Source organism: Streptomyces sp. NPDC048584 (genome assembly GCF_043199595.1).
Lineage (GTDB): Bacteria > Actinomycetota > Actinomycetes > Streptomycetales > Streptomycetaceae > Streptomyces > Streptomyces edwardsiae.
Window position 1 is genome coordinate 65,833 of the sequence record NZ_JBICWF010000024.1, and the last position, 11,611, is coordinate 77,443.

The 11,611-nt window shown below is 73.3% G+C and carries 9 protein-coding genes and 1 rRNA gene; 5 read left to right on the plus strand and 5 right to left on the minus strand.

Annotation, left to right across the window (positions count from 1 at the left end):
• Nucleotides 1-14: 14 nt before the first annotated feature.
• Genes ACGFR9_RS34575 through mtnA form a run of 4 tightly spaced genes read right to left on the minus strand, consistent with a single transcriptional unit; the run spans nt 15 to nt 5,734 of the window.
• Nucleotides 15-1,826, minus strand: coding sequence for an LpqB family beta-propeller domain-containing protein (locus tag ACGFR9_RS34575; protein ID WP_393216770.1), 1,812 nt, complete (start codon nt 1,824-1,826; stop codon nt 15-17).
• The gene (gene mtrB, locus ACGFR9_RS34580) at nt 1,813-3,900 is read right to left on the minus strand and encodes an MtrAB system histidine kinase MtrB (RefSeq protein ID WP_393216772.1); all 2,088 of its coding nucleotides are present in this window, start codon (nt 3,898-3,900) and stop codon (nt 1,813-1,815) included. The genes ACGFR9_RS34575 and mtrB overlap by 14 nt, the downstream gene beginning before the upstream one ends.
• A 1-nt stretch (nt 3,901) precedes the next feature.
• Nucleotides 3,902-4,591 carry a two-component system response regulator MtrA gene (gene mtrA, locus ACGFR9_RS34585; protein ID WP_189561841.1) on the minus strand — a complete coding sequence of 230 codons (690 nt, stop codon included), beginning with the start codon at nt 4,589-4,591 and terminating at the stop codon, nt 3,902-3,904.
• A gap of 15 nt (nt 4,592-4,606) precedes the next feature.
• Nucleotides 4,607-5,734 (minus strand): S-methyl-5-thioribose-1-phosphate isomerase, encoded by a 1,128-nt coding sequence (gene mtnA, locus ACGFR9_RS34590; RefSeq protein ID WP_393216774.1) that lies wholly within the window; start codon nt 5,732-5,734, stop codon nt 4,607-4,609.
• Between the two features lie 140 nt (nt 5,735-5,874).
• On the opposite strand from mtnA, the gene ACGFR9_RS34595 reads away from it, so the two are divergent.
• The 5 genes from ACGFR9_RS34595 to ACGFR9_RS34615 are packed head-to-tail and all read left to right on the plus strand — an operon-like array spanning nt 5,875 to nt 11,434.
• Nucleotides 5,875-7,188: a glycerophosphoryl diester phosphodiesterase membrane domain-containing protein gene (locus ACGFR9_RS34595; RefSeq protein WP_393216776.1), complete on the plus strand. Its 1,314-nt coding sequence runs from the start codon at nt 5,875-5,877 to the stop codon at nt 7,186-7,188.
• 4 nt (nt 7,189-7,192) lie between these two features.
• Nucleotides 7,193-7,942 (plus strand): DUF4129 domain-containing protein, encoded by a 750-nt coding sequence (locus tag ACGFR9_RS34600; protein WP_393216778.1) that lies wholly within the window; start codon nt 7,193-7,195, stop codon nt 7,940-7,942.
• Nucleotides 7,939-9,135 carry a DUF4350 domain-containing protein gene (locus ACGFR9_RS34605; protein ID WP_393216780.1) on the plus strand — a complete coding sequence of 399 codons (1,197 nt, stop codon included), beginning with the start codon at nt 7,939-7,941 and terminating at the stop codon, nt 9,133-9,135. The genes ACGFR9_RS34600 and ACGFR9_RS34605 overlap by 4 nt, the downstream gene beginning before the upstream one ends.
• Nucleotides 9,135-10,124 (plus strand): AAA family ATPase, encoded by a 990-nt coding sequence (locus ACGFR9_RS34610; protein WP_393216784.1) that lies wholly within the window; start codon nt 9,135-9,137, stop codon nt 10,122-10,124. The genes ACGFR9_RS34605 and ACGFR9_RS34610 overlap by 1 nt, the downstream gene beginning before the upstream one ends.
• Complete coding sequence (locus ACGFR9_RS34615; protein WP_393216782.1) at nt 10,124-11,434, plus strand: DUF58 domain-containing protein; 1,311 nt, start codon at nt 10,124-10,126, stop codon at nt 11,432-11,434. Before ACGFR9_RS34610 ends, ACGFR9_RS34615 begins: the two co-directional genes overlap by 1 nt.
• 95 nt (nt 11,435-11,529) lie before the next feature.
• On the opposite strand, the gene rrf is transcribed toward ACGFR9_RS34615, so the two are convergent.
• Nucleotides 11,530-11,611 (minus strand): 5S ribosomal RNA (gene rrf / locus ACGFR9_RS34620); the annotation flags it as partial.

Genomic DNA, 11,611 nt, shown 5'->3' on the forward strand with positions numbered 1-11,611 from the left:
GGGGAACCTCCGGCTCAGCCGGGATAGACCGGCGCGGTTCCCTCCGTCACCTTCTGCCACTGGGCCCCCGTGGGCAGCCGTACGATCCCGTCCACCGAGTACGCCATCAGCGGCGCCTGTTCGTCCTCGGAGCCGGTGACGGCCTTGACGCCGGTCAGGGCGGCGGGCGGCGGCACGTCCGGCGTGGAGCCGTCGACCTCGACGTACTTCATCTGCTCCACCCCTCCCTCCTCGCGCCCGACCACCACGAGCCGGCTGTCCCCGGCCCACGACATGGCCGTGACCTGCTCCAGCTCGGGCGTCGCCGAGCGCGGGTCCAGCACGGTGACCCTGGGCCGGCCGTCCGTCCCGTCCTCGCGGTCGATCCGCCCGATCAGCAGGGAGCGCCGGTCGCCCTTCTCCACGGCGAGCGCGATCCGCACGCCGTCGGCGGCCACCCGGACGGCCCGCACCCGGCCGTCCAGCTCCGGCGTGTGCACCTCGACCGGCTCGTCGGAGCCCTCCTCGAGCAGGTACAGCCGCGGCTCGTCGGCGTCGCTGTCGGCGACCCACAGCCCGCCCCGCGCGTCCCAGCTGGGCGTGGTCAGCCTGTCCTCCTCGGTCTTGCCCGTGCTCTGCAGCACCGGCTCGCCGAGCGGACTCCCCGCCACCAGCGGGGCGACGTACAGGGACCTGCCGTCCACGGAGACCCCGGCCGCGGTGCGCTCGTCCCGGGCGACCGCCACCGACCGCAGCGCCTTCTCGCCCTCGCCCAGCGCACCGGGCGCCGGGGCGGGATCGGTGTCGCCGGTGCCGGAGGTGATCCGTACGAGACGGCCCTCCTCGTCGACGAAGTACAGGTAGTCGGGCTGGTGCAGGGCGCCCCGGGTCGCGACGGTCTCCGCGCCGTTCCTGGCGAGCGAGCAGAGCGGTCCGCCGCCGGCCCGCACCTCCACCTCCTCCACCGCCGGGCTGAGGGTGCGCAGTGTGAACAGCAGCTGGGCCGCCATCTCCTCGCACCGCCCGGTGCCGGCCTCGGCGGCCTTGTCGTTGAGCGGCACGGTCAGCTTGCCCCGGTCGTCCGGGGTCAGCGGAGCGGCCTCCTTGCTCAGGGCCGTCCCGACGGGGAAACCGGTCCTGACGGCAGGCTTCAGCCACGTCGTGGGGCCCTTGATGAGCGAGCGCACCATCTCGGTCGTGGGGTCCACGTGGCTGCGCACATAGACGGGGTCGGCGACCGTCATCGGCGGCGTACTCGCGTTGTCCGAGGCGAAGTAGTACTTGTTGACGGACATGTAGTTGCGCTGGAAGTCCGACTTGCCCATGACGACACCCTGCGGGACCACGTCGATGCGCCACTGCTCGGTCTCGGCGTCCCGGGTGAGGTGCACCAGCTTGTCGTACGACCCCGAGGCGGGCGCGTACGCCTGCTGCGCGTCCACCGTGGCGACCTGGGTCCCGGTCAGTGTGTAGGACAGCGAGCCGGTGTTCCGCGGCTCCGGCGCTTCGACCTGGGCGTCCGGCCCGTTCGACAGCACGGTGGTCGACAGCTCCGGCCGCCAGGCCTTCGCCGCCTCGCGGGTCAGATACTGGCGCGCGGTCCTGTAGTCGGGGTCGTCGCTGGTCAGCGCTTCCAGGAAGCCCTGCACGATCTGGGTGGGGGTGGCGTCGTCGCTGGGCGGCATGGCGAACACGCGCACCTGTGCGTCCTGCCGGGGTGTCGACTCGACGCCCCGCAGATCCCCGCTGTCGGGCATCGAGGCACACCCGGCCAGCAGGACGACCCCGCTGGTCGCGTACGCCACCCTCCGCAGCGACACCCCCCGGCCGCGCTCACCGCCGTCCACGCGAGGCCTCCCCGTCCCTGTCCACGTCCCGCCCCTCACTCCGGCCGCCCTCGCCGCCGGCGTCCTGCCGTCCCGCCGGGTCCCCGCCGTCCTGCGACCCCGATGACATCCGGGTGCTCCCCGTCGGCCGGGACACCACGCGTGCGCCGTTGCCGGGCAGCGCCGTGGGATCGGCCGTCGGGGGCCCGGCCGCCTGCCGCAGGGCGAGCGGGTCCCGCGCGGAGGCGTCGTTGCCGGGCTCCCCCGCGGAGACCGTGGCGCGCTTCTCGCCGTCCCCGCCGCCGCGCGCCGGCCCGGCGTCGTCGAGGCCGCTGTTGCGCCGCGAGTCCTTGGGCTCCAGCGGTATCGGAGAGCCCCTCAGCGGCTCGTCCGCGGTCCTCGGCAGCGTCAGCCGGAACTGCGAGCCGCCGCCCGGCTCGCCCCACGCCTGGAGCCAGCCGCCGTGCAGCCGCGCGTCCTCCAGAGCGATGGACAGGCCCAGCCCCGTACCGCCGGTGGTGCGCGCGCGTGCCGGGTCGGCCCGCCAGAAGCGGCTGAACACCCGGGTGGCCTCGCCGGGCTTGAGCCCGACGCCGTAGTCGCGCACGGCGACCGCCACCGCCCCGCCGGCCGCGGCGAGCTTGACGACGACGTCCCTGCCCTCGCCGTGTTCCACCGCGTTGACGACCAGGTTCCGCAGCACCCGCTCGACACGCCGCGCGTCGGCCTCGGCGACGACGGGCTGCTGGTCCCCGACGATCCGCACGCGCGTGCCCTTGCGTTCGGCGAGCGGCTCCGCGCCGCCGACCACGCGCCGTACGACCTCGCGCAGGTCTATCGGCTCGGCCTCCAGCGCCGCCGCGCCCGCGTCGAACCGGCTGATCTCCAGCAGGTCCGCGAGCAGCGACTCGAACCGGTCGATCTGGTCGGCGAGCAGTTCCGCCGACCGCGCGGTGATCGGGTCGAAGTCCTCGCGTGCCTCGTGGATGACGTCCGCGGCCATGCGCACCGTCGTCAGCGGTGTCCGCAGCTCGTGCGACACGTCCGACACGAACCGGCGCTGCATCCGCGACAGGTCCTCCAGCTGGTTGATCTTCAGCTGGAGGTTCTGCGCCATCTTGTTGAACGCCTCGCCGAGGCGCGCGATGTCGTCCTCGCCGGTGACCTTCATCCGTTCCTGCAGCCGCCCCGCGGACAGCCGCTCGGCGATCCCGGCCGCCATCCGCACCGGCGTGACGACCTGGCGCACCACCAGCCAGGCGATCGCCCCGAGGAGTACGACGACGAACAGCCCGGCGGTCGCCAGGGTGCCCTTGACCAGGCTCAGCGACTTCTCCTCCTGGGTGAGCGGGAAGAGGTAGTACAGCTGGTACGGGTCGCCGTTGGGGTCGTTGACCTGCTTGCCGATGACCAGTCCGGGCTGGGAGTCCTTCTTGGTGTCGTAGACGATGCGGGTGTAGCTCTGGGCCGCCGTCGTGCCGCTGTCGATCCGCTCCCGCAGCGCCGCCGGCACACTCGCCGTCGGATTGACCGCACCGGAGGCGCGCGGTCCGCGCCCGCTGCCGCTCTCGTCGGCCGCGGGCAGGGTCACCACGTCGAAGGCGCCCTGGCCGCCGCTGGAGAGCGATTCCACGAGGTCGCTCATCCACTGGATGACGCTCTGCGAGGGCCGGCCGTCGACCGCGGTGTCGTCCTCGCCCGTGACGCTCTCGTCCTCCTCGGCCTGCTGTCTGGCCACGGCGAACCCGCCGGTGGCCTGGCTCTGCGACGCCTTCACCTTGGCGTCCAGCAGCCCGTTGCGGACCTGGCCGATGACGACGAAGCCCAGCAGCAGCACCACGCCCAGCGACATCAGCAGCGTGGTGGCGACGACCTTGAGCTGGATGTTGCGCCGCCACAGCCGCATGACGGGCAGCAGCGGCCGGCGCACCCACCGCACGAACAGCCGGATGACCGGGCTGCCCTGGACCCCGCCCTGCAGCAGCCCGCCGTCGAGCAGACGCCCCCAGCGGGAGCCGGGAGCCTTCCGGCCGACAGGCCGCCCCGGCCGGCCCCCGGACGGGCGGGGCGCCGAAGCGGCACTGTCCCCGGACATGTCAGCTCGGTCCTGCCTTGTATCCGACACCACGGACGGTCACCACGATCTCGGGCTTCTCCGGGTCCTTCTCGACCTTGGAGCGCAGCCGCTGCACATGCACGTTCACCAGACGGGTGTCGGCCGCGTGGCGGTAGCCCCAGACCTGCTCCAGCAGCACCTCACGCGTGAACACCTGCCACGGCTTGCGGGCGAGCGCGACCAGCAGGTCGAACTCCAGCGGTGTCAGCGCGATCGACTGCCCGTCCCGCTTCACGGAGTGACCGGCCACGTCGATCACCAGATCGCCGATGGCGAGCTGCTCCGGCGCCGGCTCCTCCGACCTGCGCAGCCGCGCCCGGATACGGGCCACCAGCTCCTTCGGCTTGAACGGCTTCACGATGTAGTCGTCGGCCCCGGACTCCAGGCCCACCACGACATCGACGGTGTCGCTCTTCGCCGTGAGCATCACGATCGGCACCCCGGACTCCGCCCTGATCAGGCGGCACACCTCGATGCCGTCCCGTCCGGGCAGCATCAGGTCCAGGAGCACCAGATCGGGCTTGGACTCGCGAAAGGCGGCCAGCGCCTTGTCGCCGTCGGCTACGAAAGACGGCTCAAAACCTTCACCGCGCAGCACGATGCCGAGCATCTCGGCCAGTGCGCTGTCGTCGTCGACGACAAGGACTCGTCCCTTCATAAACGACATCATCCCATTAGCTAATCGTTACCTGGCACACAGCGTGGCCAGAGCCTCGGTTGTCACGGGCGAAACGGCACCCTCTTCGGTGACGATCGCCGTCACCAGCTCCGGTGGCGTCACGTCGAACGCCGGGTTGTACGCCTGGGTCCCCAGGGGCGCCACCGGAATCCCCCCTCCTGCCTCCATACCGGCCACCGGCACCTGCGGGGCCGTGACCTCGGTCACCTCATGTCCGGGGCGCTGCTCGACCTCGATGGACGCCCCGTCCGGCGTCCCCGGGTCCACCGTCGTCACCGGTGCCACCACGATGAACGGCACATGGTGGTACCGCGCGAGCACCGCGAGCGGATAGCTCCCCACCTTGTTCGCCACCGAACCGTCGGCCGCGATCCGGTCCGCGCCGACGAGCACCGCGTCCACCTCGCCCGCCGCGAACAGCGATCCCGCCGCGTTGTCGGTGAGCAGGGTGTACGCCATGCCGCTGCGTGCCGCCTCGTATGCCGTCAGGCGAGCACCTTGCAGCAACGGACGCGTTTCGTCCACCCACAGCCGGCGGAGCCGCCCCGCGCGGTGCGCCGCCAGCGCCACCGCGAAGGCCGTCCCCTCGCCGCCCGACACCAGCGAACCGGTGTTGCAGTGCGTGAGGATCCGGTGCCCGCCGCCGGGCAGCAGCTCGTCGAGGAGCGCCAGCCCGTGCCCGGCCATCCGGGCGCTGGCCTCGGCGTCCTCCCGGTGCAGCCGCCGCGCCGCGGCCAGCGCGGCCCCGGCCGCCTGCCGGGCGTCCCCGCCTCCCGTCAGTGCCGCCCGATACGCCGCGTGCGCCCGGCGCACACCGACGGCCAGGTTCACCGCGGTGGGCCGGGCGCTCTCCAGCGCCGCCGCCGCGTCGTCCACGTCGTAGCCCCGTACGGCGGCGAGCGCGACGCCGTACGCCCCGGCGATGCCCAGCAGGGGGGCACCGCGCACGGCGAGCGAGCGGATCGCCTCCACCAGCGCCGGCGCGTCCGTACAGACGAGTTCGACCTCCTCGGCGGGCAGCCTCGTCTGGTCGAGAAGCACCAGGACGGGGCCTTCGGGTGGCTCTTCCCAGCGCAGTGCCGGGATATCGGTCGGCCGTTTGTCGTCGCCGCTGTCCGCGTACTGATCAGCCATGCGGCCAGTCTGCCCCCTCTCGCGCGGACAATTGAAGGCAAGCGGCCCTCACCTCGGCAGGTCACCCGATGACCACCCCATGGCACGATGGCAGCCGGACTGCCGCCGCGACCGCGGACGGGCACCGTGAAGGAGCGACGATGAACGACACTCCGGGCTGGGCCTCGCCCGGATCCGCCCCGTCCGACGGACAGGAACCGGGCAGCACGCCCCGCCCTGCCGAGCCCGCCGACCAGCCGCAACAGCCGGGCCAGGTCCCGCAGGACCCCGGCGTGAAGTGGTCGAAGGAACAGCCACCGCCCGCCCAGTGGTCCGCGCCCACCGGCCCCGGCCGGTCCACCCCGCCCCCGCCGCCGGGCCCGGGCTGGGGCGCCCCGCCCCCCGGCGGCCCCGGCGGCCACGGCGGTGGCCCCGGAGGTCCCGGCGGGCACAGCGGCTGGGGAGGAAACTGGGGTGGCGGCTGGGGCGGCCCCCCGCCCGCGGCCAAGCCCGGCGTCATCCCGCTCCGCCCGCTCGGTGTGGGCGAGATCCTCGACGGCGCCGTCTCCACCATGCGCACCTACTGGCGCACGGTCCTCGGCATCTCGCTGACCGTCGCCGTCCTCACCGAGGTCGTCGTCGTGCTCCTCCAGGGCCTCGTCCTGGACCACGCGGGCACCGACGCCCTCGACGACCCCAGCGCCACCCTCGGCGAACTGGCCGACGCCATGGGCAACGCCCTGGTCAACTCCGGCGTGGTCTTCCTGATCACCCTGGTCGGCACCGTCGCCGCCACCGCCCTGCTCACGACCGTCACCAGCCGCGCCGTACTCGGCCGGTCGGTCACCACCCGGGAGGCCTGGCACGACGCCCGCCCCCAGACCCTCAAGCTGTTCGGCCTGATCTGCCTGCTGCTGCTCATCACCGCCGTCATCGTGACCGTCGGTGCCCTGCCCGGCTTCCTCGTGACCCTCGCCGCGGGCGGCGAGGCGGGCATCGCCCTCACCGTCCTCGGCCTGATCTGCGCCGGTGTCCTCACCCTGTGGCTCATGATCCGGCTGTCGCTGGCCTCCCCCACCCTGATGCTGGAGAAGCAGGGCATCATGAAGGCGATGAGCCGCTCCGCCAGGCTGGTGCGCGGCTCCTGGTGGCGGGTCTTCGGCATCCAGCTGCTCGCGACGATCATCGCGAACGTCGTCGCGTCGATCATCGTCATCCCGTTCACCTTCCTCGCCGCTGCCGTCGGCGGCGGCGGCGTCTCCGGCTTCCTCGACAGCGCCGGCGGCGACATCGGCTGGACGTTCCTCATCATCAGCGGCATCGGCTCGGTCATCGGCTCCATGATCACGTTCCCGATCACGGCCGGCGTCACCGTCCTCCTCTACGTCGACCAGCGCATCCGCCGCGAGGCCCTCGACCTCGAACTGGCTCGCGCCGCAGGCGTCCAGGGCCCCGGCGCCACCCCGGGGAGCTGATGCGGTGACCGCCACGGGGGGACCGCTCACTTCCCTACATGCACTGCCCACGGCCGCCGACACCGCCGTACGCCTGCTGCTGCGGGGCGACGGCGAGCCGCCCGTCACCGTCCCACGCGACCCCGCGCGGGACGCGGCCCGGCGCGAACTGTCCAAGCGCATGTACCACGAGAACGACCCCAGCTGGTTCCAGCGGGCCCTCGACGCCTTCTGGGAGTGGGTCGACGAGCTGTTCAGCACCGCCGCGAGCGCTGCACCCGGCGGCACACTCGGCCTGGTCGTCGTCATCGCCGCCGTGATCGCCGTCCTGGGCGCCCTCTGGTGGCGCCTGGGCACCCCACGCCGACAGCCGGCCACAGCCCCCGCACTCTTCGACGACCGCCCACGCAGCGCCGCCGAACACCGCGCGGCCGCCGAGGCCCACGCCGCCCAGGGCCACTGGAACCAGGCCGTCCAGGAACGCATGCGGGCCGTCGTCCGCGCCCTGGAGGAACGCGCCCTGCTCGACACCCGCCCCGGCCGCACCGCCGACGAGGCCGCCGCGGAGGCCGGCCGCGCCCTGCCCGCCCACACCACCCGGCTGCACGACGCCGCCCGGGCCTTCGACGACGTGACATACGGCGGCCGCACCGCCACCGAGCGGTCGTACCGCCTGCTCACCGAACTCGACCGCGACCTGGAACGCACCAAGCCACAACTCGCGACCACCGGCAGCAACACGGCCGGCAACGCCCGCCGGGGAGCCGCCGGATGACGACCGAGGTCACGCTTCCCTCCACCTCGGCCTCGCCCACCGCCCGCCAGGTGTGGACCCGCACGCGCGGCATCGCCCTCGCGCTGGTGCTGCTGCTGGCGGCCGCCGTCGCCATCGCCGTGGTCCGCTCCGACGCCCGGCACGGCGAACTCGACCCTCGCTCCGCCGACCCCTACGGCAGCCGCGCCGTCGCCGAACTCCTCGACGACCGCGGCGTCGGCACACGTGTGGTCACCACCCTCGACGAGGCCACCGCCGCGGCCGGCCCCGCCACGACCCTCCTGGTCGCCGTCCCCGATCTCCTGACCGGGCCTCAGCAGTCCCGGCTGCACTCCGCGACCACCGGATCCGGCGGCCGCACCGTCCTCGTCTCGGCCGGCAGCGCCTCCGTCGAACGCCTCGCACCCGGCGTCACCGCCGACCCGGCCACCAGCTTCGACTCCACCCTCTCCCCCGACTGCGCCCTGCCCGCCGCCCGCCGCGCGGGCACCGCCGACACGGGCGGCATCCGCTACACCACCACCCACCTCGACGCCGACGAGTGCTACCCCAGCGAACGTCTCGCCACCCTGCTGCGGATACCGGCCCCCTCCGGCGACGGCGACACCGTCCTCCTCGGCGCCCCCGACATCCTCCTCAACGACCGCCTCGACGAGCACGGCAACGCCTCGCTCGCCCTCCAGCTCCTTGGCTCCCGCCCCCATCTGGTCTGGTACCTCCCCTCGCTCGCCGACGCCTCCGCCACCTCCGGACAGGGCGAGCGAGGCTTCTTCGACCTGCTCCCCTCCGGCTGGCTCTGGGGCACCCTGCAACTCTTCGTCGCGGCAGCACTGGCCGCCCTGTGGCGGGCACGCCGGCTCGGCCCCCTGGTGCCGGAAGAACTCCCCGTGGCGATCCGCGCCTCCGAAACCGTCGAAGGCCGCGCCCGCCTCTACCGCAAGGCCGACGCCCGCGACCGCGCGGCCACCGCTCTCCGCTCCACCACCCGCACGCGCCTGGCTCCCCTCGTCGGCGTCCCCGTCTCCCAGGCGCACACACCCGAGGCCCTGCTCCCCGCCCTGTCCGCCCACCTCCGGGGGGACGGACAGTCCCTGCACACTCTCCTCTTCGGCCCGCCGCCGAGCGACGACACAGCACTCGTCCGGCTCGCCGACCACCTCGACGCCCTCGAAAGAGAGGTACGCCGTCCATGATGGACCCGACCACCGACAACGCCGCGCACACCGGGGACCCGGCCGCCGCCCGGGCCTCCCTGGAAGCCCTGCGCGCCGAGATCGCCAAGGCCGTGGTCGGCCAGGACCCCGCGGTGACCGGCCTCGTCGTCGCCCTGCTCTGCCGCGGCCACGTCCTCCTCGAGGGCGTCCCCGGCGTCGCCAAGACCCTCCTCGTCCGCGCCCTCGCCGCCACCCTCGAACTCGACACCAAACGCGTCCAGTTCACTCCCGACCTGATGCCGAGCGACATCACCGGCTCCCTCGTCTACGACGCCCGCACCGCCGAGTTCTCCTTCCAGCCCGGCCCGGTCTTCACCAACCTCCTCCTCGCGGACGAGATCAACCGCACGCCCCCGAAGACCCAGTCGTCCCTGCTGGAGGCCATGGAGGAGCGCCAGGTCACCGTCGACGGCACCCCGCGCCTCCTCCCCGACCCCTTCCTGGTCGCCGCGACCCAGAACCCGGTCGAGTACGAGGGCACCTACCCCCTCCCCGAGGCCCAGCTGGACCGCTTCCTCCTCAAGCTGACCATCCCCCTGCCCTCCCGCCAGGACGAGATCGACGTCCTCACCCGCCATGCCGGAGGCTTCGACCCGCGCGACCTGCGCGCCGCCGGCGTACGCCCCGTCGCGAACGCCGCCGATCTGGAAGCCGCCCGCCGCGCGGTCGGCGAGACGACGCTCTCCCCCGAGATCACCGCCTACGTCGTGGACATCTGCCGCGCCACCCGCGAGTCGCCGTCCCTCACCCTCGGCGTCTCCCCGCGCGGCGCCACCGCCCTGCTGTCGACCGCACGCGCGTGGGCCTGGCTGACGGGCCGCGACTACGTCATCCCCGACGACGTGAAGGCCCTCGCCCTCCCCACGCTCCGCCACCGGGTCCAGCTCCGCCCGGAGGCCGAGATGGAAGGCGTCACGGCCGACTCGGTCATCAACGCGATCCTCGCCCACGTCCCCGTCCCCCGCTGATGGCCCTCACCGGACGCGCCGCGCTGCTCGCGGCCCTCGGCTCGCTCCCCGTCGGCATCTGGGAACCCGGCTGGACGGGCATCCTCGCCGTCAACGCACCCCTGGCCGTGGCCTGCGCCTGCGACTTCGCCCTGGCCGCCCCCGTACGACGGCTCGGCCTGACCCGTTCCGGCGACACCTCGGTACGCCTCGGCGACACCGCCGACGTCACCCTGACGATCACCAACACGTCCGGCCGCCCGCTGCGCGCCCGCATCCGTGACGCCTGGCCGCCCAGCAGCTGGCGGCCCGGCACGGAGGTGACGGACTCCCGCCACCGCGTGACGATCCCAGCGGGCGAACGCCGCCGCGTCATGACCCGTCTGCGCCCCACCCGCCGCGGCGACCGGCACGCCGACCGCGTCACCATCCGCTCCTACGGTCCCCTCGGCCTCTTCGCCCGCCAGGGCGCGCATCGGGTTCCCTGGACGGTCCGCGTCCTGCCGCCCTTCACCAGCCGCAAGCATCTGCCGTCCAAACTGGCGCGCCTGCGCGAACTGGACGGCCGCACCAGCGTGCTGACCCGAGGTGAGGGAACGGAGTTCGACAGCCTGCGCGAGTACGTCCCCGGCGACGACACCCGTTCCATCGACTGGCGCGCGACCGCCCGCCACTCCGCGGTGGCGGTACGCACCTGGCGTCCCGAACGCGACCGTCACATCCTGCTCGTCCTCGACACCGGCCGCACCTCCGCGGGCCGTGTAGGCGACGTACCCCGCCTCGACGCGTCCATGGACGCCGCTCTGCTCCTCGGCGCCCTCGCCTCACGCGCCGGCGACCGTGTCGACCTCCTGGCCTACGACCGCCGTCTGCGCGCCCTCGTCCAGGGCCGCGCGGCCGGCGACGTCCTTCCTGCCCTCGTCAACGCGATGGCCACACTGGAACCCGAGCTCGTCGAGACGGACGCCCGGGGTCTGACGGCGACGGCACTTCGTACGGCGCCCCGACGGTCCCTGATCGTGCTGCTCACGACGCTCGACGCCGCTCCCATCGAGGAGGGTCTGCTGCCGGTTCTGGCCCAGCTGACACAGCGCCACACGGTCCTCCTCGCCTCGGTGGCGGACCCGCACATCGCCGCCATGGCCAAGGCACGCGGAAACACGGACGCGGTGTACGAGGCCGCGGCCGCAGCCCAGGCCCATGCGGAGCGCGACCGCACGGCGGAACAGCTCCGCCGTCATGGCGTCACGGTCGTGGACGCGACCCCGGAGGAACTGGCTCCAGCCCTCGCGGACGCGTATCTGGCCCTGAAATCGGCGGGACGTCTGTAGTTCACGGAACGGGCCGGGCCCTTTTGGGCCGCACCCACTCCTGAAACGCAGAAAGCCCCCGTGCCGAATGGCACGGGGGCTTTCTATTAAGAATTGTTCGGCGGCGTCCTACTCTCCCACAGGGTCCCCCCTGCAGTACCATCGGCGCTGTAAGGCTTAGCTTCCGGGTTCGGAATG

What these genes read in the sequence shown, in the direction of transcription:
- mtrB (WP_393216772.1), bottom strand. Translation starts at nt 3,900, where the DNA reads ATGTCCGGGGACAGTGCCGCTTCGGCGCCCCGCCCGTCCGGGGGCCGG.
- mtrA (WP_189561841.1), bottom strand. Translation starts at nt 4,591, where the DNA reads ATGATGTCGTTTATGAAGGGACGAGTCCTTGTCGTCGACGACGACAGC.
- mtnA (WP_393216774.1), bottom strand. Translation starts at nt 5,734, where the DNA reads ATGGCTGATCAGTACGCGGACAGCGGCGACGACAAACGGCCGACCGAT.
- ACGFR9_RS34595 (WP_393216776.1), top strand. Translation starts at nt 5,875, where the DNA reads ATGAACGACACTCCGGGCTGGGCCTCGCCCGGATCCGCCCCGTCCGAC.
- ACGFR9_RS34605 (WP_393216780.1), top strand. Translation starts at nt 7,939, where the DNA reads ATGACGACCGAGGTCACGCTTCCCTCCACCTCGGCCTCGCCCACCGCC.
- ACGFR9_RS34610 (WP_393216784.1), top strand. Translation starts at nt 9,135, where the DNA reads ATGGACCCGACCACCGACAACGCCGCGCACACCGGGGACCCGGCCGCC.
- ACGFR9_RS34615 (WP_393216782.1), top strand. Translation starts at nt 10,124, where the DNA reads ATGGCCCTCACCGGACGCGCCGCGCTGCTCGCGGCCCTCGGCTCGCTC.